26 protein-coding genes are annotated in these 22,767 nt (G+C 69.3%); 14 read left to right on the forward strand and 12 right to left on the reverse strand.

Annotated features, from left to right (window positions below; all coding sequences use genetic code 11):
* Positions 1-94: 94 nt before the first annotated feature.
* Positions 95-1,636, forward strand: a complete 1,542-nt coding sequence (locus ACFY01_RS30385; protein WP_390738957.1) for a glycosyltransferase family 87 protein — start codon at positions 95-97, stop codon at positions 1,634-1,636.
* An 87-nt stretch (positions 1,637-1,723) separates the two neighbouring features.
* Here the strand turns inward: ACFY01_RS30385 and ACFY01_RS30390 are convergent, their stop codons facing one another.
* The 3 genes from ACFY01_RS30390 to ACFY01_RS30400 form a co-directional block, all read right to left on the reverse strand.
* Positions 1,724-2,755: an alanine racemase gene (locus ACFY01_RS30390; protein WP_390738958.1), complete on the reverse strand. Its 1,032-nt coding sequence runs from the start codon at positions 2,753-2,755 to the stop codon at positions 1,724-1,726.
* A gap of 84 nt (positions 2,756-2,839) precedes the next feature.
* The gene (gene femX, locus ACFY01_RS30395) at positions 2,840-3,961 is read right to left on the reverse strand and encodes a peptidoglycan bridge formation glycyltransferase FemX (protein WP_132855186.1); all 1,122 of its coding nucleotides are present in this window, start codon (positions 3,959-3,961) and stop codon (positions 2,840-2,842) included.
* A gap of 179 nt (positions 3,962-4,140) precedes the next feature.
* A complete protein-coding gene (locus ACFY01_RS30400) occupies positions 4,141-4,458 on the reverse strand; it encodes a hypothetical protein (RefSeq protein ID WP_390738959.1) in 318 nt (105 codons plus the stop codon).
* A 258-nt stretch (positions 4,459-4,716) separates the two neighbouring features.
* Between ACFY01_RS30400 and rpsF the strand changes: the two genes are divergently transcribed.
* From rpsF to rplI, 4 genes are all read left to right on the forward strand, one after another.
* Positions 4,717-5,007, forward strand: a complete 291-nt coding sequence (gene rpsF / locus ACFY01_RS30405) for a 30S ribosomal protein S6 (RefSeq protein ID WP_005482942.1) — start codon at positions 4,717-4,719, stop codon at positions 5,005-5,007.
* Positions 5,008-5,082: 75 nt separating this feature from the next.
* The gene (locus ACFY01_RS30410) at positions 5,083-5,664 is read left to right on the forward strand and encodes a single-stranded DNA-binding protein (RefSeq protein ID WP_390738960.1); all 582 of its coding nucleotides are present in this window, start codon (positions 5,083-5,085) and stop codon (positions 5,662-5,664) included.
* A gap of 57 nt (positions 5,665-5,721) precedes the next feature.
* The gene (rpsR, locus tag ACFY01_RS30415) at positions 5,722-5,958 is read left to right on the forward strand and encodes a 30S ribosomal protein S18 (RefSeq protein ID WP_003949403.1); all 237 of its coding nucleotides are present in this window, start codon (positions 5,722-5,724) and stop codon (positions 5,956-5,958) included.
* 18 nt (positions 5,959-5,976) lie between these two features.
* Entirely contained in the window at positions 5,977-6,423 is a 447-nt protein-coding gene (rplI, locus tag ACFY01_RS30420; RefSeq protein WP_361441995.1) for a 50S ribosomal protein L9, read from the forward strand.
* 103 nt (positions 6,424-6,526) lie between these two features.
* Here rplI and ACFY01_RS30425 read toward each other — a convergent pair whose 3' ends face one another.
* Positions 6,527-7,864 (reverse strand): MATE family efflux transporter, encoded by a 1,338-nt coding sequence (locus ACFY01_RS30425; protein ID WP_390738961.1) that lies wholly within the window; start codon positions 7,862-7,864, stop codon positions 6,527-6,529.
* A gap of 459 nt (positions 7,865-8,323) precedes the next feature.
* Between ACFY01_RS30425 and dnaB the strand changes: the two genes are divergently transcribed.
* Positions 8,324-9,802: a replicative DNA helicase gene (gene dnaB / locus ACFY01_RS30430; RefSeq protein ID WP_390738962.1), complete on the forward strand. Its 1,479-nt coding sequence runs from the start codon at positions 8,324-8,326 to the stop codon at positions 9,800-9,802.
* A gap of 76 nt (positions 9,803-9,878) precedes the next feature.
* On the forward strand, positions 9,879-11,264 hold the full coding sequence (locus tag ACFY01_RS30435; protein WP_390738963.1) for a serine hydrolase domain-containing protein: 1,386 nt from the start codon (positions 9,879-9,881) through the stop codon (positions 11,262-11,264).
* Positions 11,265-11,317: 53 nt separating this feature from the next.
* On the opposite strand, the gene ACFY01_RS30440 is transcribed toward ACFY01_RS30435, so the two are convergent.
* Entirely contained in the window at positions 11,318-11,773 is a 456-nt protein-coding gene (locus ACFY01_RS30440; RefSeq protein ID WP_390738964.1) for a GNAT family N-acetyltransferase, read from the reverse strand.
* A 9-nt stretch (positions 11,774-11,782) separates the two neighbouring features.
* A complete protein-coding gene (locus ACFY01_RS30445) occupies positions 11,783-12,241 on the reverse strand; it encodes a MarR family winged helix-turn-helix transcriptional regulator (protein ID WP_390738965.1) in 459 nt (152 codons plus the stop codon).
* A gap of 146 nt (positions 12,242-12,387) precedes the next feature.
* Here ACFY01_RS30445 and ACFY01_RS30450 point away from each other — a divergent pair, with 146 nt between their 5' ends.
* Together ACFY01_RS30450 and ACFY01_RS30455 are read left to right on the forward strand one after the other, a co-directional pair.
* A complete protein-coding gene (locus ACFY01_RS30450; protein WP_390738966.1) occupies positions 12,388-13,596 on the forward strand; it encodes an MFS transporter in 1,209 nt (402 codons plus the stop codon).
* A 53-nt stretch (positions 13,597-13,649) separates the two neighbouring features.
* Positions 13,650-14,069: a heme-binding protein gene (locus ACFY01_RS30455; protein ID WP_390738967.1), complete on the forward strand. Its 420-nt coding sequence runs from the start codon at positions 13,650-13,652 to the stop codon at positions 14,067-14,069.
* 75 nt (positions 14,070-14,144) lie between these two features.
* Here ACFY01_RS30455 and ACFY01_RS30460 read toward each other — a convergent pair whose 3' ends face one another.
* Positions 14,145-15,011 carry a GNAT family N-acetyltransferase gene (locus ACFY01_RS30460; protein WP_390738968.1) on the reverse strand — a complete coding sequence of 289 codons (867 nt, stop codon included), beginning with the start codon at positions 15,009-15,011 and terminating at the stop codon, positions 14,145-14,147.
* A 314-nt stretch (positions 15,012-15,325) separates the two neighbouring features.
* Here ACFY01_RS30460 and ACFY01_RS30465 point away from each other — a divergent pair, with 314 nt between their 5' ends.
* Positions 15,326-16,609 (forward strand): globin domain-containing protein, encoded by a 1,284-nt coding sequence (locus ACFY01_RS30465; RefSeq protein ID WP_390738969.1) that lies wholly within the window; start codon positions 15,326-15,328, stop codon positions 16,607-16,609.
* Positions 16,610-16,612: 3 nt separating this feature from the next.
* Here the strand turns inward: ACFY01_RS30465 and ACFY01_RS30470 are convergent, their stop codons facing one another.
* The 5 genes from ACFY01_RS30470 to ACFY01_RS30490 all read right to left on the reverse strand — a co-directional run bounded on the left by ACFY01_RS30470 (position 16,613) and on the right by ACFY01_RS30490 (position 20,386).
* Positions 16,613-17,095, reverse strand: a complete 483-nt coding sequence (locus ACFY01_RS30470) for an NUDIX domain-containing protein (RefSeq protein ID WP_390738970.1) — start codon at positions 17,093-17,095, stop codon at positions 16,613-16,615.
* An 88-nt stretch (positions 17,096-17,183) separates the two neighbouring features.
* The gene (locus ACFY01_RS30475) at positions 17,184-18,089 is read right to left on the reverse strand and encodes a LysR family transcriptional regulator (protein ID WP_390738971.1); all 906 of its coding nucleotides are present in this window, start codon (positions 18,087-18,089) and stop codon (positions 17,184-17,186) included.
* A 227-nt stretch (positions 18,090-18,316) separates the two neighbouring features.
* Positions 18,317-19,513 (reverse strand): cystathionine gamma-lyase, encoded by a 1,197-nt coding sequence (locus ACFY01_RS30480; RefSeq protein WP_390738972.1) that lies wholly within the window; start codon positions 19,511-19,513, stop codon positions 18,317-18,319.
* Positions 19,510-20,001, reverse strand: coding sequence for a low molecular weight protein-tyrosine-phosphatase (locus tag ACFY01_RS30485; RefSeq protein WP_390738973.1), 492 nt, complete (start codon positions 19,999-20,001; stop codon positions 19,510-19,512). The genes ACFY01_RS30480 and ACFY01_RS30485 overlap by 4 nt, the downstream gene beginning before the upstream one ends.
* Before the next feature lie 7 nt (positions 20,002-20,008).
* On the reverse strand, positions 20,009-20,386 hold the full coding sequence (locus ACFY01_RS30490; protein ID WP_390738974.1) for a phage holin family protein: 378 nt from the start codon (positions 20,384-20,386) through the stop codon (positions 20,009-20,011).
* A 58-nt stretch (positions 20,387-20,444) separates the two neighbouring features.
* Here ACFY01_RS30490 and ACFY01_RS30495 point away from each other — a divergent pair, with 58 nt between their 5' ends.
* From ACFY01_RS30495 to ACFY01_RS30510, 4 genes are all read left to right on the forward strand, one after another.
* Positions 20,445-20,762, forward strand: coding sequence for a cupin domain-containing protein (locus ACFY01_RS30495; RefSeq protein ID WP_225832770.1), 318 nt, complete (start codon positions 20,445-20,447; stop codon positions 20,760-20,762).
* Between the two features lie 135 nt (positions 20,763-20,897).
* Entirely contained in the window at positions 20,898-21,110 is a 213-nt protein-coding gene (locus ACFY01_RS30500; protein WP_361441945.1) for a DUF5326 family protein, read from the forward strand.
* Positions 21,111-21,308: 198 nt separating this feature from the next.
* On the forward strand, positions 21,309-22,175 hold the full coding sequence (locus ACFY01_RS30505; RefSeq protein WP_390738975.1) for an IclR family transcriptional regulator: 867 nt from the start codon (positions 21,309-21,311) through the stop codon (positions 22,173-22,175).
* A 99-nt stretch (positions 22,176-22,274) separates the two neighbouring features.
* Positions 22,275-22,712 carry an SsgA family sporulation/cell division regulator gene (locus ACFY01_RS30510; RefSeq protein WP_390738976.1) on the forward strand — a complete coding sequence of 146 codons (438 nt, stop codon included), beginning with the start codon at positions 22,275-22,277 and terminating at the stop codon, positions 22,710-22,712.
* The last annotated feature ends 55 nt before the right edge of the window (positions 22,713-22,767 follow it).

Here is a 22,767-nt window from a genome sequence, read left to right on the forward strand (position 1 = left end):
GCCAAGGGTGTTTCACGTGAAACATGGGCCGCCGCACCCACCAGGTGCGGCGGCCCTCGGCGTATTCCTAGACAGGTACGGCAGGATGTGCCCCATGCCCAGTGCAGAAACGACGCCCGCGAGCGTGCACGAGCCCGAGCCGGTGCGATCCGTCCCAGCGGAGCAGGTGCGGCCGACCAGGGAGGACGAGGTCGCCGCGGCCGGCAGTGAGCTGATAGGCGGCCCGATCGGGCGGCGCGCCCTGCTCGGGACGTCCTGGTGGACCCCCGTGCGGATCGTGGCGCTCGTGGCGATCGGCATGTTCGCCCTCGGTCTGGTCCAGAAGGCGCCCTGCTACAACAGCGGCTGGTTCTTCGGCGCCAGCTCGCAGTACACGCACGCGTGCTACTCGGACATCCCGCACCTCTACCAGGGGCGCGGCTTCTCCGACGGACTGGTGCCGTACTTCGACAAGCTCCAGGGCGACATGCAGTACCTCGAATACCCGGTCCTGACCGGTGTGTTCATGGAGGTGGCCTCCTGGCTCACGCCTCACAGCGGCAGCATCCAGCACCAGGAACAGTGGTACTGGTTCGCCAACGCCGGAATGCTGATGGTGTGCGCGGCCGTCATCGCCGTCTGCGTCACCCGGACCCACTCCCGACGCCCCTGGGACGGCCTGCTGGTCGCCCTGGCGCCCGCGTTCGCGCTGACCGCCACCATCAACTGGGACCTGCTGGCGGTGGCTCTGACCGCCGCGGCGATGCTGATGTGGGCCCGGGGCCGCACCGTCGCCTTCGGCGTCCTGCTGGGGCTCGCCACGGCCGCCAAGCTCTATCCCGTCTTCCTCCTCGGCCCACTGCTCCTGCTGTGCTGGCGGGCCGGCAAGTGGCGGGAGTACTTCACGGCAGTGGGGGGCGCGGCGGTCGCCTGGCTGGCCGTGAACCTGCCGGTGATGGTCTTCGCCTTCGACGGCTGGTCGAAGTTCTACACCTTCAGCCATGACCGCGGCGTCGACTTCGGCTCCTTCTGGCTGATCTGGGCCCAGAACTCCAGCAACCCACCCACCACCGACACGGTCAACTTCTTCGCCACGCTGCTGGTGGCGCTGTCGTTCGTGGGTATCGCGGTGCTGACCTTCACGGCCCCTCGCCGGCCGCGCTTCGCACAGCTGGCCTTCCTGATGGTGGCCGCGTTCATCGTCACCAACAAGGTCTACTCGCCGCAGTACGTCCTGTGGCTGGTCCCACTGGCCGTGCTCGCCCGGCCGAAGTGGCGGGACTTCCTGGTCTGGCAGGCGTGCGAGGTCGCCTACTTCCTGGGCATCTGGATGTACCTCGCGTACACGACCAGCGGAGACGCCCACAAGGGGCTGCCGACCCATGGCTACCAGTGGGCGATCGCCATGCACCTGCTGGGCACGCTGTATCTGTGCGCCGTCGTGGTGCGGGACATCCTCATGCCGGAGCGCGACGTGGTGCGCCGGTCCGGAGACGACGATCCCTCGGGCGGGGTGCTCGACGGCGCCGAGGACGTCTTCGTCCTCGGCCCGGCGGCCCACCCGCCGCGGCACGCCGGGCACCTCGAGCCGGCGTACGGACCTCAGGTGGAGTGGGGCAGCCGAGGACCGGATTCCCCCGGCGACGGTTCGCCCTGAGCGAACACGCCGGAGGCGGGGCATGGAAAAAGGCCGTACACAGTGGTCCGGGAGGACCCGTGTACGGCCTTTCTGCTGCCGGCCGGATCAGCGGTCGACGAGCCGGTCGAACTGCGTGGTGGTGTGCCGCAGGTGGGCCACCAGCTCGTCGCCCACCTTGGGCTCGGGCGCATCCGCCGGGACGAACAGGATCGACACCTGCATGTGCGGCGGCTCCGCGAACCAGCGCTGCTTGCCGCCCCAGACGAACGGAGCAAGATTCCGGTTGACCGTGGCCAGGCCGGCCCTGGCCACGCCCTTGGCGCGCGGCATGACGCCGTGCAGGGCCTTCGGGGCCTCCAGGCCCACCCCGTGCGAGGTACCGCCCGCCACGACCACGAGGAAGCCGTCGGAGGCCGCCTTCTGCTGGCGGTAGCCGAAGCGGTCGCCCTTGGCGACGCGCGTGACGTCCAGGACTGCCCCGCGGTACTCGGTGGCCTCGTGGTCCCCCAGCCACAGCCGCGTGCCGATCCGGGCGCGGAACCGGGTCTGCGGGAACTGCTGCTGGAGCCGGGCCAGTTCCTCGGCCTTGAGGTGGCTGACGAACATCGTGTGCAGCGGCAGCCGGGCCGCGCGCAGCCGGTCCATCCAGCCGATGACCTCCTCGACGGCGTCCGAGCCGTCGGTGCGGTCCAGCGGCAGGTGGATGGCGAAGCCCTCCAACCGGACGTTCTCTATGGCCGAATGGAGCTGCGGCAGGTCCTGCTCGCTGATGCCGTGCCGCTTCATCGAGGACATCACCTCGATGACCACGCGGGCACCCACGAGCCCGTACACACCGTCGATCGACGACACCGACCGGATGACCCGGTCGGGCAGCGGCACCGGCTCCTCGCCGCGCCGGTACGGCGTCAGCACCAGCAGGTCACCGCCGAACCAGTCCTTGATGCGCGCGGCCTCGTACGTCGTGCCGACGGCGAGGACGTCCGAGCCCAGTCGCGTGGCCTCCTCCGCCAGGCGCTCGTGCCCGAAGCCGTAGCCGTTGCCCTTGCAGACCGGGACGAGCCCGGGGAACTGCTCCTGCACGTGCTTGTGGTGCGCCCGCCAGCGCGCGGTGTCGACGTAGAGCGTGAGCGCCATGGCCGGACCTGGGACCTTTCTGGTGGCTGCGGTGGGGCAGAGGGTGTGAACGGTGTGAAGGCTATGGAATCAAACGGCTGCGGCTCAACGGCGCGACATGTAGATGTCGAGCGCCTTGTGGAGCAGCTTGTTGAGCGGGAAGTCCCACTCGCCGAGGTACTCCGCGGCCTGACCGCCCGTGCCCACCTTGAACTGGATCAGGCCGAAGAGGTGGTCGGTCTCGTCCAGCGAGTCGGAGATGCCGCGCAGGTCGTAGACGGTGGCGCCGAGCGCGTAGGCGTCGCGCAGCATCCGCCACTGCATGGCGTTCGAGGGCCGGACCTCGCGGCCGATGTTGTCGGAGGCGCCGTAGGAGTACCAGACGTGTCCGCCGACGATCAGCATCGTCGCGGCGGAGAGGTTCACGCCGTTGTGGCGGGCGAAGTACAGCCGCATCCGGTTGGGGTCCTCGGTGTTGAGGGCCGTCCACATGCGCTGGAAGTACGACAGCGGGCGGGGCCGGAAGTGGTCTCGCACGGCCGTGATCTCGTACAGCCGCTGCCATTCGGCGAGGTCCTGGTAGCCGCCCTGGACGACCTCGACGCCGGCCTTCTCGGCCTTCTTGATGTTGCGGCGCCACAGCTGGTTGAAGTTCTTGTGGACCTCTTCCAGGGACCGGTTGGCCAGCGGCACCTGGTAGACGTAGCGGGGCTGTACGTCGCCGAAGCCGGCGCCGCCGTCCTCGCCCTGCTGCCAGCCCATGCGGCGCAGCTTGTCGGCCACCTCGAAGGCACGGGGCTCGATGAAGTCGGCCTCGACATCGCGCAGGCGCTTCACGTCCGGGTCCTGGATGCCCTGCTTGATGGAGTTGGCCTCCCAGCGCCGGATGATCACCGGCGGGCCCATCTTCACGGAGAAGGCGCCCTGCTGCTTGAGGTGGGCCAGCATCGGCTGGATCCAGTCGTCCAGATTCGGCGCGAACCAGTTGATGACCGGGCCCTCGGGAAGGTAGGCGAGGTAGCGCTTGATCTTGGGCAGCTGGCGGTAGAGGACCAGACCCACGCCGACCAGCTCGCCGGTCCGCCCGTCGAACCAGCCGAGGTTCTCCGAGCGCCACTCCGCCTTCACATCAGCCCAGGCCGGGACCTGCATGTGGCTCGCCGACGGCAGGCTCTGGATGAATGCCAGATGCTGCTCTCGGCTGATGGTCCTCAGGGTCAGGCTCATTCGGGGCGCTCCTCGGGCTGGTGTGTCCCCCTGGGTACAGGGGCTCCGGCTCTCGCGCCGAAGCCTACTGCGCCGTGCGAGCGCCCCGACCGGGCATGGGGCACCTTCGCCCCGGCCTGCGGTCCGCCGGGGCGTTCCACGATGTTCAGAGAGGGGTCGGACGGACGGCGTCCGGTGGTTCAGCCGATGAGGCCGCCGAACAGTCCGCCGTTCGCCATGCCGAGCATGAAGCCGACCCCCGAGGCACCGAGACCTACGATCAGACCGAACCGCTCCCGCGTGGTCACCGAGACCCACTGTCCGGACGCGCCGGTGAACAGGCCCACCAGGCCGGCCCAGGAGCTGAGCAGGTGCAGGCTGCCGAAGAAGCCCGTGATGAAGGCGGTGAGGCCGAGCACCAGCGTCACCGCCATCAGGGCGTCCGGGAGCGGATGGGGCTTGCCGTCGGTGGCGAAGAGGGAACCGGCGGTGTTGGGTCGCAATGCCTGTTGTGCCATGGGGCACCTCCTGCGGAAGGCGGCGCACTGTAGCGCCGTACACACCCGATGTGTACAGACTGGCGGCCTTCCCGGCCGGATTTCAACCGGAAGCACGTGTGCGGGTAGTGTGTACCGTCTGCACCGGTGTCTGCCCAGGCCTGATCGTCATCTTTCCCAGTGGCGTTGTCAGTGGTGGCCGATACCGTTGCGTACGCATCACAACCCTCCTGCCACGGAACGACCGTGGCCGCTGAGTCCAAAGGAGGTGGGTTCCACATGCGTCACTACGAGGTGATGGTCATCCTCGACCCCGATCTGGAGGAGCGCGCTGTCGCCCCCCTGATCGAGAACTTCCTCTCCGTCGTCCGTGAGGGCAACGGCAAGGTGGAGAAGGTCGACACCTGGGGCCGTCGTCGTCTGTCGTACGAGATCAAGAAGAAGCCCGAGGGCATCTACTCGGTCATCGACCTGCAGGCCGAGCCTGCGGTCGTGAAGGAGCTCGACCGCCAGATGAACCTGAACGAGTCGGTCCTCCGGACCAAGGTCCTCCGCCCCGAGACCCACTGAGCTCTCCAGCTCAGCTGATCCCGGGATTCGAGTAGCACCAAGCAGCCAGCAGCAAACCCGCCGAGAGGTTCCCCCATGGCAGGCGAGACCGTCATCACGGTCGTCGGCAACCTTGTCGATGACCCCGAGCTGCGCTTCACCCCGTCCGGTGCGGCGGTCGCGAAGTTCCGCGTCGCGTCCACTCCCCGCACCTTCGACCGCCAGACGAACGAGTGGAAGGACGGCGAGAGCCTCTTCCTGACCTGCTCGGTCTGGCGTCAGGCGGCGGAGAACGTCGCCGAGTCGCTCCAGCGAGGCATGCGCGTCATCGTGCAGGGCCGGCTGAAGCAGCGGTCCTACGAGGACCGCGAGGGCGTCAAGCGCACGGTCTACGAACTGGACGTCGAGGAAGTCGGCGCCAGCCTGCGCAACGCCACGGCCAAGGTCACCAAGACCGCCGGCCGCGGTGGCCAGGGTGGTTACGGCGGCGGTGGCGGCGGCCAGGGTGGCGGCGGCTGGGGCGGCGGCCCCGGTGGCGGCCAGCAGGGCGGCGGCGCTCCCGCCGACGACCCGTGGGCGACCGGCGCTCCCGCCGGTGGTGGCCAGCAGGGCGGCGGCGGTGGCTGGGGCGGTGGCTCCGGCGGCGGTGGCGGCTACTCGGACGAGCCCCCCTTCTAGGCCCTCGGGCCAAGGGTGGGTCGTACCCAAACTTCTTGATCACACAGGAGAAACACCATGGCGAAGCCGCCTGTGCGCAAGCCGAAGAAGAAGGTCTGCGCTTTCTGCAAGGACAAGGTCACGTACGTGGACTACAAGGACACGAACATGCTGCGGAAGTTCATTTCCGACCGCGGCAAGATCCGTGCCCGCCGCGTGACCGGCAACTGCACGCAGCACCAGCGTGACGTCGCCACGGCCGTCAAGAACAGCCGTGAGATGGCGCTGCTGCCCTACACGTCCACCGCGCGCTAAGGGAAGGGTGACCGACTAATGAAGATCATCCTCACCCACGAGGTCTCCGGCCTCGGTGCCGCCGGCGACGTCGTCGACGTCAAGGACGGCTACGCTCGCAACTACCTGATCCCGCGGAAGTTCGCTATCCGCTGGACCAAGGGTGGCGAGAAGGACGTCGAGCAGATCCGTCGCGCTCGCAAGATCCACGAGATCCAGACCATCGAGCAGGCCAACCAGGTGAAGGCCCAGCTCGAGGGCGTCAAGGTCCGCCTGGCCGTGCGTGCCGGCGACGCCGGTCGCCTCTTCGGTTCCGTCACCCAGGCCGACATCGCTTCGGCGATCAAGGCTGCCGGTGGCCCCGAGGTCGACAAGCGCCGCATCGAGGTCGGTTCGCCGATCAAGACGCTGGGCGCCCACGAGACGTCCGTGCGTCTGCACCCCGAGGTTGCCGCCAAGGTCAACCTCGAGGTCGTCGCTGCGTGATCGTTGCGCTCGGCTTGAACAGCTGAGAGAAGGGGCCGCACCTGCTGGGTGCGGCCCCTTCTTCGTCGTGTTTCACGTGAAACGGCGGTTTCACGTGAAACGGTCAACGCGTTGCGCCAGTGACGATCCAGCGGCCCGAGCGGGTACGCAGCCACAGCGTCAGCATCCGTACGGTCATCATCAGCGTCATGGCTGCCCAGAGCGCGGTGAGTCCGCCCCCGAAGACGGGGATCAGCAGTGCCACGGGGGCGAAGACCGCCAGGGTCACCAGCATGGCTCCAGCCAGGTACGGCCCGTCCCCCGCACCCATGAGTACGCCGTCGAGGACGAAGACCACTCCGCAGATCGGCTGGGAGAGCGCCACCATGAGCAGTGCGGGCAGCGCGGTGTCCTTCACCACGCCGTCGCTGGTGAACAACGGCAGGAACAGCGGCCGCGTCACGATCACCAGCAGTCCGAGGATCACCCCGACCGCCACGCCCCACTGCACCATCCGGCGACAGGCATCCCGGGCTCCCCGGGCGTCGTCCGCGCCGAGATAGCGCCCGATGATGGCCTGCCCGGCGATCGCGATGGCATCGAGGGCGAAGGCAAGCAGGCTCCACAGGGACAGGATGATCTGGTGGGCCGCGATGTCGGCGTCGCCGAGGCGGGCCGCGACGGCTGTGGCGATCATGAGGATCGCCCGCAGTGAGAGTGTCCGGATCAGCAGGGGGGCGCCGGCATGGGCGGAGGCCCGGATGCCGGATGCGTCGGGCCGCAGGGACGCTCCGTGCCGACGGGCTCCTCGGACGACCACGGTGAGGTACACCGCAGCCATCCCGCACTGTGCGATCACCGTGCCCCAGGCGGATCCGGCGATGCCGAGACCGGCGCCGTAGACGAGACCGACGTTGAGAGCGGCGTTGGCCACGAAGCCCGCGACGGCCACGTACAGAGGTGTCCTGGTGTCCTGGAGTCCGCGCAGGACACCGGTGGCGGCGAGCACGGCCAGCATGGCCGGGATGCCCAGGGCGGAGATCCGCAGATAGGTCGTCGCGTACGGGGCCGCGGTCGGCGAGGCACCGAAGAGCTCGACCAGGGAGGATGCCAGGGGCAGGACGAGGGCGATGACCGTGGCCCCCAGCAGCAGCGCGAGCCAGATGCCGTCCATGCCCTGGCGGATGGCTGCCTGGAGGTCGCCGGCGCCGACACGTCGGGCGACGGCCGCCGTGGTGGCATAGGCGAGGAAGACGAAGACGCTCACGGCCGTCGTGAGGAGGGCCGAGGCGACCCCGAGACCGGCGAGCTGGGACGTGCCGAGATGACCGACGATCGCACTGTCGGCCATGACAAAAAGGGGCTCGGCGACGAGTGCGCCGAAAGCGGGGACGGCCAAGGCGACGATCTCGCGGTCGTGCCGTCGTGGGCCGGCTCCGGGGATCGTGGAAGCCTGTGGCATGGGCACTAATCTAATCGTCCACAGGTAAGAGATGCAACTGCATAGCACCCCTTACCTCGGGTTGCGCGTCTCGTGCGTGCGCACCCCTCTTGGGGCGATCTTGGTCCGACTGGGCAACTTTTTCTTCTGCACAGCCGGTGGATCGGAAAGGTGCTGGTCAGAAGGTCTTCGTGGGTGGAATCGAGGGCTTGTTCACAGGGCTGTCCACCGCGTCGTGCACAGGTTTCGGGGAGTTCTCCACAGCATCCGGGCCGTCGTCCACATGGCCTGTGGATAACCAGATTGGCTGACGCCTCCGAGGGGCCTACCGTTGTGCGGCGCCCGCTCCTTCCGCCGGCCTCGGAAACCTCACAAAACCGACGCGGTGCAACCGGAATTGGGCCTCTCAGTTGTCAGTGCCGTGCCGTACAAAAGAGGGCACGGCGAGGTCCGCCCGGGCGGACGGGAGGAGGTGGCTCGGTGAGCATTTCCGAGCCCTTGGACGATCCGTGGGCCGACAGCGGTCCCAGCGATCGTCTGCCCGCCTCCCGCCGGAGCAGCGGTGGCGGCCGCGGCCGTGACGAGCAGCACGACCGGGGCGGCGACGGCGCTACGTGGGACGGCGGCGGTTCCTCCTTCGAGCGGGTGCCGCCGCAGGACCTCGACGCCGAGCAGTCCGTGCTCGGCGGCATGCTGCTCTCCAAGGACGCCATCGCCGACGTCGTCGAGGTCATCAAGGGCCACGACTTCTACAAACCCGCGCACGAGACGATCTACCAGGCGATCCTCGACGTCTACGCGAAGGGTGAGCCCGCCGACCCCATCACCATCGCCGCCGAGCTCACCAAACGAGGTGAGATCAACAAGATCGGCGGAGCGGCGTATCTGCACACCCTCGTCCAGACGGTGCCGACGGCGGCGAACGCCGAGTACTACGCCGAGATCGTCCATGAACGCGCGGTCCTGCGCCGCCTGGTCGAGGCCGGCACGCGCATCACGCAGATGGGATACGCGGCCGACGACGACGTCGACGAGATCGTCAACCGCGCCCAGGCCGAGATCTACGCCGTCACCGAGCAGCGCACCAGCGAGGACTACCTCCCGCTCGGCGACATCATGGAAGGCGCCCTCGACGAGATCGAGGCGATCGGCTCACGCAGCGGCGAGATGACGGGCGTACCCACGGGGTTCACCGACTTCGACTCGCTGACGAACGGTCTGCACCCAGGTCAGATGATCGTCATCGCGGCCCGTCCCGCCATGGGCAAGTCGACGCTGGCCCTCGACTTCGCACGGGCCGCCTCCATCAAGCACAACCTGCCGAGCGTCATCTTCTCGCTCGAAATGGGCCGCAACGAGATCGCGATGCGTCTGCTGTCCGCCGAGGCCCGCGTCGCCCTGCACCACATGCGCTCGGGCACGATGACCGACGAGGACTGGACACGGCTGGCCCGCCGCATGCCGGATGTGTCGGCCGCGCCGCTCTTCATCGACGACTCCCCGAACCTGTCGATGATGGAGATCCGTGCCAAGTGCCGTCGGCTCAAGCAGCGCAACGACATCCGGCTGGTCGTGATCGACTACCTCCAGCTGATGCAGTCCGGCGGCTCCAAGCGTGCCGAGAGCCGTCAGCAGGAGGTCTCGGACATGTCCCGTAACCTCAAGCTGCTCGCCAAGGAGCTGGAGATCCCGGTCATCGCGCTCTCCCAGCTCAACCGTGGCCCCGAGCAGCGCACCGACAAGAAGCCCATGGTCTCCGACCTTCGTGAGTCGGGGTCCATCGAGCAGGATGCCGACATGGTCATCCTGCTGCACCGTGAGGACGCCTACGAGAAGGAGTCCCCTCGCGCGGGCGAGGCCGACCTGATCGTCGCCAAGCACCGAAACGGCCCGACGGCCACCATCACGGTCGCCTTCCAGGGCCACTACTCGCGGTTCGTGGACATGGCGCAGACCTGATCCACCGGCGTGGTGACTGGCTCCAGTCGGCCAAATCGACTCGACGCCTGTGGGCCTCCCGGGGTGGACTGGCGGCATGACGACATCTGAGGAAGAGCTGCTGCCCGGCACGCGTCGGGCATTGCAGCACCGGATCGCCGTGGCCCAGGCCGAAGGCCGCGCACCGTCGCTGGTCGCTGCGGTGGTGCGGGGCGGGCGAGCGGTGTGGCACGGAGCGCGCACCTGTGTGGACGGCCATGGGCCGGACGAGAACGTGCAGTACAGGATCGGTTCGATCACCAAGACGTTCACCGCCGTCCTGGTTCTGCGACTGCGCGACGAAGGCGTGCTCGACCTCGGTGACCCGCTGGAGAAGCATCTGCCGGGCACCGGCGTGGGGGAGGCCACCATCGCCGAACTGCTCGCGCACACGGGCGGGCTGGCGGCCGAGTCGCCCGGGCCCTGGTGGGAGCGCACTGCCGGATCTTTGCGTCCGGAGCTGAGTGACGTCCTGGGAGAGCAGCCCCTGCTGCATCCGGCCGGTCGCCGCTTTCACTATTCGAACCCCGGCTACACGCTTCTGGGCGCACTGGTGGAGGAGGTCCGTGGCGCCCCCTGGGAGGAGGTCCTCCGCCGTGAGGTACTCGAACCCCTCGGACTGAACCGTACGACTGCCCAGCCGCAGGCACCCTGCGCGGGTGGCTGGGCGGTGCACCCTTGGGCCGACGCACTGCTGCCCGAGCCGGTGGAGGACCTCGGCCGTATGGCACCCGCCGGTCAACTGTGGTCCACCACCGGCGACTTGGCCCGCTTCGCTGCTTTCCTTGCCAAGGGCGACGACCGCGTGCTGAGCGCGGAGTCGGTAGGGGACATGCGGACGCCCGCGGCGCCGGCCGAAGCCGCGGACGTGATGGACGGTGCCACCTACGGGCTCGGGCTCCAGATCCAGCGCCGTGACGGCAGGCTGCTCACGGGGCACTCCGGCTCGTTGCCGGGCTTTCTGGCGAACCTCACCATCAGTGTGGCGGACGATGTCGCAGCCGTGGTGCTGGCCAACTGCACTTCCGGTCCCTTGCTGTCCGTGGTGGGCGCCGACCTCGTGCGCATCGTCGCCGAGGCCGAGCCAAGGATTCCCGAGCCCTGGCGACCGCTGCCCGAGGTCGACCGCTCGGTGCTGGAGCTGGCGGGACAGTGGTACTGGGGCACACATGCCTTCGCTCTGCGGGTGACGGCCGACGGGCTCATCTCCCTGGGGCCGCTGTCCGGCAACGGCCGCAGCTCGCGGTTCCGGGCCAATGGTGACGGTACCTGGACGGGGCTGGAGGGCTACTACGCCGGAGAGCTCCTGCGGCCGGTACGGCACCCGGGCGGAGCCCTCAGCCATCTCGACCTCGGGTCGTTCGTGTTCACACGCCAGCCGTACGACGAGGACGCTCCTGTCCCCGGAGGGGTCGACGCGGAGGGCTGGCGGGGGATCGGTTAACAGTCCGCGGCGGTCGGCCTGTTTCACGTGAAACAGGCCGACCCTGCCGGTGCTCAGAGCGGGAGCTTGAAACCCACGTGTGAGGGCGTGAAGCCGAGCCGCTCGTAGAAGCGATGGGCGTCGGTGCGTGTGTTGTCGGAGGTCAGCTGCACCAACTGGCAGCCCAGCCGCCTGGATTCCTCGATCGCCCACTCGATGAGCCGCGTGCCCAGGCCGCTGCCCCGTTCGTCCCCGTGGACGCGGACGCCCTCGATGATCGACCTGGTGGCCCCACGCCTCGACAGCCCTGGCATGACCGTGAGCTGAAGGGTCCCGACGACTCGGCCCTCGCGTTCCGCGACGACCAGATGCTGGTTCGGATCGGCGTCGAGCCGCTCGAACGCGGTCAGGTACGGGGCCAGGTCGTCCGGTGACTCGCGCTGTGCGCCGAGCGGGTCGTCGGCGAGCATGCCGACGATGGCAGGGATGTCGTCGGCGCCGGCGGCTCGTATCTCGAAATGATCTCCCATGGGCGCACCCTATGCGGGCACGTTCAGTGACTCCACCACGCGTACCAGCGGCGCGAGTTCGGGGCTCCCGGCCGCCTTGTCGAGTGCCTCCCGCAGAGCCGCGTCATTCGTGGGCCGCGCTTCCGCGAGCAGTTTGAGCCCGGCTTCGGTGACGTTCGTGTAGATGCCCCGGCGATCGGTGGGGCACAGGTAGCGCTCGAGCAGCCCGCGGTCTTCCAGTCGGGTGACCAGCCGCGTGGTGGCGCTCTGGCTGAGGACGACGGCGTGGGCGACCTGCTTCATCTGAAGGTGTCCTCCTTCGCCGTCGTGCTGGCGGCTGAGCACGTCCAGCAGGGAGTACTCGCGCACGCTCAGGTCGTGCCCGCTCTGCAGGGCGCGCTCGATGTGCGCCTCGATTCTCCCGTGCAGCAGGGAGAGGGCGCACCAGCCCTGCGCGAGCGCGGTGAGCGCGGGGTCCGTCGCTGTCATGTGGCGTTCTCCTCTGTCCCGGAGCGGCTGCCATTCAAGGATAGGACAGCAGCGCAATAGACCGCACTTGCATGTAGCCCGCGTGTGCAATTATTGTCGACGCTCGGAAAACGCTCATGCAATCGTCTGGGAAGGTCTGCCCCCACATGCCTCTCGCGCTACTGGCCCTCGCGATCGGGGCCTTCGGTATCGGAACCACCGAGTTCGTGATCATGGGCCTGCTGCCCGAGGTCGCGGGCGACTTCGGGGTCTCCATCCCCACCGCCGGCCTGCTCGTCACTGGTTACGCGCTCGGCGTGGTGCTGGGGGCGCCTCTGATGACCGTGCTCGGCACCAAGGTCTCCCGCAAGCGGATGCTGATGCTGCTGATGGTTCTGTTCATCGCCGGCAACCTGCTGTCCGCCGTCGCACCCGTCTTCGCGGTCATGCTGATCGGCCGTGTGGTCGCCTCCCTCGCACACGGCGCGTTCTTCGGCATCGGCTCGGTCGTCGCGGCCGACCTGGTGGCACCGGACAAGAAGGCGGGCGCCATCGCGATGATGTTCACCGGTCTCACCGTCGCCAACGTCGTCGGTGTCCCGCTGGGCACGCTCATCGGGCAGCACATCGGCTGGCGTGTCACTTTCGGTGTCGTCGCGGCCCTCGGCGTGGTCGGCCTGGCCGGCATCGCCAGGCTGGTGCCCGAGGTGCCCATGCCGGAGGGCGTGCACCTGCGCGACGAGCTGGCCGCTTTCAAGAACGCCCAGGTCCTGCTGGCCATGGCGATGACCGTGCTCGGTTTCGGCGGTGTCTTCGCGGCCGTCACCTACATCGCGCCGATGATGACCCACGTCGCCGGATTCGCCGACGGGACCGTCACCTGGCTGCTGGTGCTGTTCGGCCTCGGCATGGTCGGCGGCAACCTGATCGGCGGCAGGTTCGCCGACCGCGCGCTGATGCCCATGCTCTACATCTCGCTTGGCGCCCTGGCGGTCGTACTCGCGCTGTTCACGCTCACCGCGCACAACAAGGTCGCGGCAGCGGTGACCATCGCCCTGATCGGCGCCCTGGGCTTCGCGACCGTGCCGCCCCTCCAGAAGCGTGTCCTCGACCAGGCGCACGGCGCCCCGACGCTGGCGTCGGCCGTGAACATCGGCGCCTTCAACCTGGGCAACGCCCTCTCCGCCTGGCTCGGCGGCCTGGTGATCAGCGCAGGCCTCGGCTACACCGCCCCCAACTGGGTCGGTGCCGTCCTCGCCGCGGCTGCCCTGGTACTGGCCCTGGTCTCCGCGGCCCTCGAACGCCGCGACAGCACCCGCGGCACCTTGGCGGCCACCGGTCAGCCCGTCGACCACCGCGCAGCCGTCCATCACTGAATCACCGCGCTCCTCGAGCACGATGTCGAACACCACAAGGAGAAGCACCCCCCATGAGCACCACCACCGTCACCCCGCTGACCACACAGGACGCCGAGGCCCTCGTGCGGGCGGCCCGTGAAGCGGCCGAGGCCGCCGGAGCCACCGTGAGCGTCACCGTCCTGGACGCGGGCGGCCACCTGCTGGCCTTCCGCCGGGACGACCGGGCCGTACTGATCTCCGGTGAGACCAGCACCCGCAAGGCGTACACGGCGCTCCAGCTGGACGCCCCCACCGCCGACCTCGTCGACGCCGTCCAGCCCGGCGCTCCCTTCCACACCCTGCCCACCGCGCTCGACCGGCCCTTGCTGTTCATCGCGGGCGGCATCCCGGTCCACCGCGACGGCCGCCTGATCGGAGCGATCGGCGTCGGCGGTGGCACCCCGGAACAGGACCACGGCTTCGCTCTCACCGCGGTGAAGACGCTCGCCTGATCACGGAGCCCGTCAGAGGCGGACACCGGCCCCGCGTTTTCGCGCGGTGGCCGGTGTCCCGCGTGCAGGGGCGTCTCAGCCCGCCGCCACCGTCAGCGGAGCGAACCGGCGGGTCCAGTCCCCGGGCAGCTCTGTGACGCCGTACGTCATGACCGAGTTGAAGGCGACGGACTCCAGCCCGCGCTCCTTCACCCACGCCAGCAGCTCTTCGTGCCGTACGTCGATGTCGGTCCGCAGCGGGCGGTCCGTGTGGGCGGCGAGGGAGGCGAGCAGGGCCCGCGCCGTCTCGGTGTCCCGGGCGATCAGCGGTCCGACGACCTGCGTGTCCATATTGGGCCAGGCGCCCGCGTACCCGGTGATCCGGCCGTTCTCCTCGGCGACGCGCAACTGGTCGGCGAAGGCGGGAAGCCGCGTGATGATGTGGGTGCGGTCGGCCCCGAACACCTCCTCGTCGAGCCGGAGGATCGAGGTGAGGTCCTCGGCGGTGGCCGCACGCGTCGGGACGCCGTCCTCCCGGCCGCCCGGGATGAAGTTCCCGCGCACCATCTCCGCCCGGCCGGTGACCTTGAAACCGAGCTCCTCGTAGAGCGGGCGCCCATACGGCGTCGCGTGCAGGGTCAGGGGCGTGGTTCCCATCGCGGAGACGACGTGGCGCATCAAGCGGCGTCCGACGCCCCGGCGGGCATGCCGCCCGGCGACCAGGACCATGCCGAGGGCACCGAGAGCCGGGCGGTCCTGCGGGCCGTACTGCGTGACGACGCACGCGGCGACCAGACCACCCTCGGGATCGTCGATGCCGTACCCCCGTCCGGCGACGAGGAGGAAACCCCACTTGTGTTCCTCCCGCGGCCACCCCCGGTCTTCGGACAAGTCGGCGCAGGCGGTGAGATCGCGCAGCGTCAGACGGCGAATGGGCAGAGCGTCGAGGGATGGAGTCGGCACGCAGGTCAGGCTGTCCGACCGGTGCCCTCCGCGTCCACCTGTTTCGAGGCATACGCAGGTGCTTTTGGCCATGTCGTAGCCGTCCGCACAGCGCACGGACAGCCACGGGGTGTTTCACGTGAAACGTCGGCGAACGACGAGCATCCGGCAGACCGACGGGCCCCGCCCGGCCATCGAAGGCCGCATTTCTGGGTATGCGGCCAGACGTATCCGCTCCGGAGGGATGCTGCGGCCGCCCGCGAGGGGAAAGCGGGCACCTCCCGATTCCGGAAGTGCGCACACCGACCGAAAGTTGTTCGAGGCGAGGCACACCCATGGACGCTCCGACCACCACGTCGGCGGACAACGGCACGCCGGGCGGGGGCGGCTGGTTCACGCCGCACACCGCGCCCGCCGTGCCACCGGACAGTGATGGCCCGGAACGCCCCTCCACTGATGCTCCCGCCGCCCTGGAGCACGCGGAGCTCCCCACAGCCGTGGGCGCCTCCCAGGACGCCCTCCTCATCCGCCGCACCATGGCCGAGATCGCCCCCGTGGCCGATCAGGTCACCTCGTACTTCTACGCCCTGCTCTTCGTACGCCACCCCGAGCTGCGACCGCTGTTCCCGCCCGCGATGGACATCCAGCGGGAGCGGCTGCTGAAGGCACTGCTGACGGCGGTCGAGCACATCGACAACAGGCCCGTCCTCGTCGACTACCTGGAGAATCTCGGCCGCGGTCACCGCAAGTACGGCACCCGGCCCGAGTACTACCGCGCCCTTGGCGAGTGTCTGATCGGCGCCCTGAGCGAGTACACGCCCGCCGTCTGGAACGCGGAGACAGAGGCGGCCTGGGTGCGGGCCTACACGACGATCTCGCAGGTCATGATCGATGCGGCGGCGGCCGACGAACTGCGCTTGCCGGCCTGGTGGTACGCCGAGATCGTCGCGCACGATCTCAGGACGCCGGACGTCGCGGTCCTCACGCTCCGCCCGGACCAGCCCTACCCCTTTCTCGCCGGGCAGTACACGAGCGTGGAGACGCCCTGGTGGCCCCGCATCTGGCGGCACTACTCCTTCGCCTCCACCCCACGTAGCGACGGGCTGCTGACCATCCACGTGAAGGCCGTTCCCGGCGGCTGGGTCTCCAATGCCCTGGTGCACCGGGCACGCCCCGGGGACGTCATCCGGCTCGGTCCCGCCACCGGATCGATGACCGTCGACCACACCACCGACAGCGGTCTGCTCTGTCTCGGCGGCGGCACCGGCATAGCGCCCATCAAGGCGCTGGTCGAGGACGTCGCCGAGCGCGGCGAGCGCCGTCCCGTCGAGGTGTTCTACGGCGCCCGTACGGACCACGACCTGTACGACATCGACACCATGCTGCGGCTTCAGCAGAGCCATCCCTGGCTCTCCGTCCGTGCCGTCGTCGACCAGCGGGCACACCTCCAGCTCCCTGACGCCGTGCGCGAGCACGGCCCGTGGACCCAGTACGAGGCCTATCTCTCCGGCCCGCCCGGCATGATCCGCAGCGGTGTCGACGTGCTCAGGGACATCGGTGTCCCCGCGGAGCGGATACGCCACGACTCGGTCGAGGAGCTCGTGGTCGCCGGGAACTGAGCCTCAGCCCAGATCCGGGGCGTGCATGGCCCGTACGCCCTCGATGTTGCCGTCCAGGTAGTGCCGCAAGGACAGCGGGACGAGATGGACGGAGGCGATTCCGACCCGCGTGAAGGGCACGCGGACGATCTCGTACTCGCCGGCGGGTTCGTCCATCTCGGGGCCGTGGCGCAGCGACGGGTCCATGGACTCCAGCCGGCAGACGAAGAAGTGCTGCACCTTCACGCCGGTCGCGCCGCCGTCCTCGCCGATGTGCTCCACGGTGTCCACGAAGCAGGGCACCACATCGGTGATCTTGGCGCCGAGTTCCTCATGCACCTCGCGGTGCAGGGCGTCGACGACGGTCGTGTCACTCGGTTCGACCCCGCCACCGGGCGTGACCCAGTAGGGATCGACACCAGGCTTGGTGCGCTTGATCAGGATCAGGTCGTCACCGTCGAGGAGGACGGCACGGGCGGTGCGCTTGACCACGGGTCGGACGGTCATGGGAGAAATGTCGCCCGGTTGGTTCCACGTGAAACATCGCAAAGCGCCACCGGGCGAGCGCACGCCGTCACCGTGGTGCGCCCCCTGCTCAGCACCATTCGGCGGCCGCCCGCTGAAGCCACTCGTGTGCCCGTGCGATATGGGGCATCGCGAGCGTGCCGGTGCGTACCACCAGGAAGTATGTCCGCAGCGGGGGCACGGCCGGCTCGTGCAGCGCGACCACGTCACCGTGCTGGACGGCGGCGGTGCACAGATAGCGGGGAAGTACCGCCAACCCGGCTCCGGCGGTCGCACAGGCAAGGACGGCGCGCAGGTCGGGAACGATGACGGTGCCGGACGCGGAGGGGCGGGAGTCGAAGACGGAGGCCCAGTATCGGGACACGAAGGGCAGTGACTCGTGGACCTCGACCACGGGCAGGTTCTCCAGGGCGGCGGCCCCCTTGCGGCGCGGTTTCCCCGAGTCGATCCGTTCGGCCCAGCGAGGGGCGGCGACCAGGACGTGCTCCTCATCGCACAGCGGAGTCGCCGTGAGCAGTGCGCCGCGCGGGCGGGCCGTGCAGATGACCAGATCGTGATGCCCGGCGGCGAGCCCTTCCAGGATCTCCTCGGCGGTTCCGAAGGAGGCGCGCAGTGCGAAGCCCTGTCCGTCCTCCCCGGCGAGCTCGGTGAGGGCGGGGAGCGCACGTTCCGCGGTGAACTCGGGCGGCCCGGCGAGGTGCAGGGTGCGTAATGAGGACTCGTCGTCGAGCCCGGTCTCGGCTATCTCCACGAGCGCGTCGAGGTGCGGCGCGGCCTTGTGCGCGAGCTCGTCGCCGATGGTCGTGGGGGTCACTCCGCGGGCCTGCCGCAGGAACAGCGGGCGGCCCAGCTGTCTTTCCAGGGTGCGGATCTGGGAGGTGACGGCCGGCTGGGAGAGACCGAGAAGCGCGGCGGCGCGGGTGAAGGAGCCGGCCCGGTGCACGGTCACGAAGGTGCGCAGCAAGGCCAGATCCATGGAACGCCCTCCCCTTTCCCCTACCCTTCTCCCGCCCCCCGGACAGGTCCAACTATAAATAAGTCGATAGGTCTCTGTCGCTAGCGTGATTGGACACTGACAGAGAGTCAACTAGCCTTGTTCGCGCGGTTCTTCGCGCGCGGAACCGGGACGGTCCGAGCCACGAGGGGGGAGGTTCGGACCGTCCGCCGTACACGGCCGGATCCCATCGGGTCCGCGCCCTGCCGTCAGGCCGCCGACTCCTCCAGCGACCGGAGTACATCCGCCACCAGGTCCTCCGGGTCCTCGGCGCCGACCGACAGCCGGATGAACCCCTCCGGCACCGCGTCCCCGCCCCAGCGGCCGCGCCGTTCGGCCGTGGAGCGGATCCCACCGAAGCTGGTCGCGTCGTCCACGAACCGGAGAGCTTCGAGGAAACGGTCGGCACGCGCGCGCGTGGGCAGCGTGAAGGAGACGACACACCCGTAGCGGCGCATCTGCTGCGCGGCTACCTCGTGCGCGGGGTCCTCCGGCAGCCCCGGATAGCGCAGCCCGGTCACCTCGGGCCGTCCCCGCAGGGCCTCGGCGAGAGTCAGGGCGGTGGCGTTCTGCCGGTCCACCCGCAGCTGGAGCGTGGCCAGGGAGCGGTGGGCCAGCCAGGCCTCCATGGGCCCGGCGATCGCTCCGGCGATCTTGCGCCAACGGCGTACCGCTGCCATGGCCTCGCCGCTCAGGCCGGTGACGTATCCGAGCAGCAGGTCCCCGTGCCCGGTGAGCTGCTTGGTGCCGCTGGCCACGGAGAAGTCGGCGCCCAGCTCCAGCGGCCGCTGCCCGAGCGGCGTCGCGAGCGTGTTGTCGACGGCGACCAGGGCCCCACACGCGTGTGCCGCGCCCACGAGCCGGCGGATGTCGCAGACGTCGAGCCCGGGATTGGCCGGCGACTCGATCCACAGCAGCCTCGCCCCTTCGAGGACCTCCAGCTGTGCGTCGCCGCCGGTGGGCGCGGTGCGCACCTCGATGCCGTACGCCTCCAGCTGGGCGCGCACCAGCGGCAGCGCCTGGTAGCCGTCGCTGGGCAGCACGACAGCGTCACCGGCACGCAGCTGGGAGAACAGCACGGACGAGGTGGCGGCCATGCCGGAGGAGAAGACCAGCGTTTCCACGCCGTCCCGCCCGGGGGCCTCGAGCTCGCCGATGGCGCGCTCCAGCAGGGTCCAGGTGGGGTTCTCGTCGCGGCCGTAGGTGTACGGCCCCGTGGGATCGCCCGGCAGGTGGAAGTGGGCGGCGAACACGGGCCCGGGCAGCGTGGGCTCGTGCTTGACCGGCTCGGGCAGCCCGGCCCGCACCGCGCGCGTGCCCTCGCCGGGGCCGGAGGGTTCGTACCCGGCGCCTCCAGGGCCCTTCTCGGTGCCCGGGCCGGTGCTGCCCGCGGCCGGATCGCTCATGCCGCCCGTCCCTCCGCTTCGTGCCGTACCGCGGCGAGCAGACCGGTGCTCGCCGCCTCCACCATCTCAAGACACTCCTCGAAGCCGTCCAGGCCCCCGTAGTACGGGTCCGGTACGTCGAGGTCGTCGCCCGCGGCGGGATCATAGGAGCGCAGCAGCCGCACCTTCCGTGCGTCCTCCTCCGTGGGCGCCAGGCGGCGCAGGGCCTTGAGGTGGCCGGCGTCGAGGGCGATCACCAGGTCGAGACGGGCGAACCAGGACGCCTGGAACTGACGGGCGGTGTGGGCGCTGTCGTAGCCGTGGTCGTCCAGGACGGAGACGGTGCGCGGGTCGGCGCCGTCGCCCTGGTGCCAGCCGCCGGTGCCGGCGCTGTCGACCTCGACGAGGTCCTCCAGCCCGGTCTCCGCCACGCGCGCGCGAAAGACGGACTCGGCCATCGGGGACCGGCAGATGTTGCCGGTGCACACGAAGCAGACGCGGTAGGTCATGGCGGGCTCAGTCCTCATCGGGCAGGACGACGTGCAGGGCCCAGGAGACGATCGAGATGATCAGGCCGCCGAGCACCGCCGTCCAGAAGCCCTCCACGTGGAAGCTCAGGTCGAGCTTGTCACACACCCACGAGGTCAGCAGCAGCATCAGCGCGTTGACCACCAGGGTGAACAGGCCGAGCGTGAGGATGAACAACGGGAAGGTCAGCACCTTGACGAGCGGCTTGACCAGCCAGTTCACCAGGCCGAAGACCAGGGCGACGGCAATCAGCGTGCCGGCCTTCTTGGCGGTGTTGTCACCGGTCAGAGTGATCTTGTCGAGCAGCCATACGGCGACCGCCAGGGCGCCCGCGTTGGCGATCGTCTTGACTATGAAATTCTTCATGTGTCTGATCGTGGCAGACCTGAACGGCTGCGAGCAGTAGGGCGAGGGCGACAACAGGATGAAGGCATTCCGGCTGGACGAACTGGAGGCGGAGCGCGCCGCCAACGAGGGCGCCTACCTCCAGTTCCTGCGAGAACGGAACATGTCGGTCGGCCTGTACGCCCTCAACGCGGGCGAACACGACCCGCAGAAGCCGCACAACCAGGACGAGGTGTACGTCGTCGTCAGCGGCCGCGCCTCCCTGACGGTCGGCCTGGAGACCACCCAGGTGGCACGGGGCAGCGTGGTGTACGTACCGGCCGGGGTCGCTCACAAGTTCCACCACATCAGCGAGGACCTCAGGGTCCTGGTGGTGTTCTCTCCGCCCGAGGCGTGAAGCCGTACCCGGTGATTCCCTAGGGGAACGGTCAGGGGAGGACAAGGGGTGCGAGGCCCCCGCCGAGCCCGCTCGCGGACCTAGCATCGAGGCAGGACATCTGGAGCACGACTTCGAGAGCAGGGGACAAGGGCAATGCGAGAGATCTTCGCGGGTCTGCCGTGGTGGGTGAAGTGGGTCGCGGTGCCGGTCATCGCCCTGGTCGTGTTCGGCGGCCTGATAGCCACCGTCGTCGGGTTCGTGATCGGCCTGCTCTTCAAGGCGCTGGTCTTCGTGGCCCTGGTCGGCGGACTCATCTACATCGTGCGGAAGTTCATGGCGGGCTCCTCGTCGCGCAGCGACTGGTGAGCCGCCGCGGGAGCCGGTGACGGTAACAGAGGCCGGCCGGTTCCCTCGGGCGAGGGAAGTTTTCCCAGCGAGCGGGCCGCGGGCGGTGGCGGGCGATTAGAGTCCGTTCGCCACGGGGCCCAGCCCCGGGGACGGCACGCACCCCCACCCCGTGTTCCTCCTGCACGGGCTGCCCCCTCGCGCTTCGGGAGTGACTTCTTGGCCACGGTCGACACCGCACCCGCGGAACCGCACGCACCCCCCACCCAGCCCCCGCCACACACCGCCACACCTCCGGCCGGGCCGCCGCACACCGTGGCGATCCCAGAACAGCGGCAGTCCGCGACGCTCATCGGATCCGTGCAGCGTGCGATGCGCCTGCTGGAGACCGTCGCCGGTCACGAGTACGGAGCCCCGGCCAAGCAACTGGCCCGCGAGACCAGCCTCGCCCTCCCCACGGCGTACCACCTGCTGCGCACCCTCGTGCACGAGGGCTATCTGCGCCGGGAGAAGGGACTGTTCTTCCTCGGTGAAGCGGCCGAACGGCTGAGCAGCAGCGGAGCGAAGCAGAAACGTCGCAGCACGGTCGCCGACGCGCTCGCGCACTGCCGGGACTCCATCGGTGTGCCGGTGTACTACGCCATGTACCGCGAGGGCGAGATCGAGGTCATGTGCGTCTCCGACACCCCCGGCAACCCCGCGGTCGAGGAGTGGGCCGACTTCCGCGAGACCGGCCACGCGCACGCCATCGGTCAGTGCCTGCTGTCCCAGCTGGACGAAGAGGCCCGCCGTGACCACCTCGACCGTTACCCCGTGCAGTCCCTCACGCCGTACACGGTGCGCGACGAGCGCGCCCTGCTGCGGCGCCTCGAGCGGATCCGGCGGATGGAACCGGTGACGGAGCGGCAGGAGTACGCGCTGGGCACGGTCTGCGCGGCGATCCCGATCACCGTCGGCACCACGGCTGCCACGATGGCCATCTCCCTGCCCTCCCGCCAGGCCGACCGGCTGCTGCCCGCGGTGCAGCGGCTCCAGACGGAGGTCGGACGGCACCTGGGCTCGATCGCGATCTCTATCAGTATCTGAAAACTCACTCCTTGTGATCTCATGTGTACGTTCAGCAAGATTTCCTCAGTGTCAAAGGGGTCATTACCGGCCAGTCGGTGTCCTATGACGGGATGGGCGATGCGCGAGTCCGTACAGGCAGAAGTCATGATGAGCTTTCTCGTTTCGGAGGAGCTCTCCTTCCGCATCCCCGTGGAACTGCGGTACGAGACATGCGATCCCTATGCGGTGCGGCTGACCTTCCACCTGCCCGGTGATGCCCCGGTGACCTGGGCCTTCGGGCGTGAGCTGCTGATCGACGGGGTGGGCCGGCCGTGCGGCGACGGCGATGTGCGCATCTCGCCCGCCGGCCCCGAGGCGCTGGGCGAGGTGCTGATTAGGCTTCAGGTGGGGGCCGACCAGGCCCTGTTCCGCTCCTCGACGCCCCCGCTGGTGGCCTTCCTCGACCGTACGGACAAGCTGGTGCCGCTGGGGCAGGAGGGGGCGCTGGCCGACTTCGACGCCCACCTCGACGAGGCACTGGACCGCATCCTGGCCGAGGAACAGAGCGCTGGCTGAAGCGTTACGGCAGGGTCCGCAAGCTCCGCCTCGGCACCACGGGGAGCTTGCAGTA

The organism is Streptomyces sp. NPDC001480 (assembly GCF_042894725.1).
Taxonomy (GTDB): domain Bacteria; phylum Actinomycetota; class Actinomycetes; order Streptomycetales; family Streptomycetaceae; genus Streptomyces.

Coding starts and splice junctions, on each gene's coding strand:
- femX (WP_132855186.1), bottom strand. CDS start 3,961: ATGAGCCTGACCCTGAGGACCATCAGCCGAGAGCAGCATCTGGCATTC.
- ACFY01_RS30475 (WP_390738971.1), bottom strand. CDS start 18,089: ATGGATCTGGCCTTGCTGCGCACCTTCGTGACCGTGCACCGGGCCGGC.
- ACFY01_RS30450 (WP_390738966.1), top strand. CDS start 12,388: ATGCCTCTCGCGCTACTGGCCCTCGCGATCGGGGCCTTCGGTATCGGA.
- ACFY01_RS30510 (WP_390738976.1), top strand. CDS start 22,275: ATGCGCGAGTCCGTACAGGCAGAAGTCATGATGAGCTTTCTCGTTTCG.
- ACFY01_RS30390 (WP_390738958.1), bottom strand. CDS start 2,755: ATGGCGCTCACGCTCTACGTCGACACCGCGCGCTGGCGGGCGCACCAC.
- ACFY01_RS30480 (WP_390738972.1), bottom strand. CDS start 19,513: ATGAGCGATCCGGCCGCGGGCAGCACCGGCCCGGGCACCGAGAAGGGC.
- ACFY01_RS30500 (WP_361441945.1), top strand. CDS start 20,898: ATGCGAGAGATCTTCGCGGGTCTGCCGTGGTGGGTGAAGTGGGTCGCG.
- ACFY01_RS30495 (WP_225832770.1), top strand. CDS start 20,445: ATGAAGGCATTCCGGCTGGACGAACTGGAGGCGGAGCGCGCCGCCAAC.
- ACFY01_RS30435 (WP_390738963.1), top strand. CDS start 9,879: ATGACGACATCTGAGGAAGAGCTGCTGCCCGGCACGCGTCGGGCATTG.
- ACFY01_RS30455 (WP_390738967.1), top strand. CDS start 13,650: ATGAGCACCACCACCGTCACCCCGCTGACCACACAGGACGCCGAGGCC.
- rplI (WP_361441995.1), top strand. CDS start 5,977: ATGAAGATCATCCTCACCCACGAGGTCTCCGGCCTCGGTGCCGCCGGC.
- ACFY01_RS30490 (WP_390738974.1), bottom strand. CDS start 20,386: ATGAAGAATTTCATAGTCAAGACGATCGCCAACGCGGGCGCCCTGGCG.
- ACFY01_RS30445 (WP_390738965.1), bottom strand. CDS start 12,241: ATGACAGCGACGGACCCCGCGCTCACCGCGCTCGCGCAGGGCTGGTGC.
- rpsF (WP_005482942.1), top strand. CDS start 4,717: ATGCGTCACTACGAGGTGATGGTCATCCTCGACCCCGATCTGGAGGAG.
- ACFY01_RS30425 (WP_390738961.1), bottom strand. CDS start 7,864: ATGCCACAGGCTTCCACGATCCCCGGAGCCGGCCCACGACGGCACGAC.
- ACFY01_RS30400 (WP_390738959.1), bottom strand. CDS start 4,458: ATGGCACAACAGGCATTGCGACCCAACACCGCCGGTTCCCTCTTCGCC.
- ACFY01_RS30385 (WP_390738957.1), top strand. CDS start 95: ATGCCCAGTGCAGAAACGACGCCCGCGAGCGTGCACGAGCCCGAGCCG.
- rpsR (WP_003949403.1), top strand. CDS start 5,722: ATGGCGAAGCCGCCTGTGCGCAAGCCGAAGAAGAAGGTCTGCGCTTTC.
- ACFY01_RS30485 (WP_390738973.1), bottom strand. CDS start 20,001: ATGACCTACCGCGTCTGCTTCGTGTGCACCGGCAACATCTGCCGGTCC.
- ACFY01_RS30440 (WP_390738964.1), bottom strand. CDS start 11,773: ATGGGAGATCATTTCGAGATACGAGCCGCCGGCGCCGACGACATCCCT.
- ACFY01_RS30410 (WP_390738960.1), top strand. CDS start 5,083: ATGGCAGGCGAGACCGTCATCACGGTCGTCGGCAACCTTGTCGATGAC.
- ACFY01_RS30470 (WP_390738970.1), bottom strand. CDS start 17,095: ATGACCGTCCGACCCGTGGTCAAGCGCACCGCCCGTGCCGTCCTCCTC.
- ACFY01_RS30465 (WP_390738969.1), top strand. CDS start 15,326: ATGGACGCTCCGACCACCACGTCGGCGGACAACGGCACGCCGGGCGGG.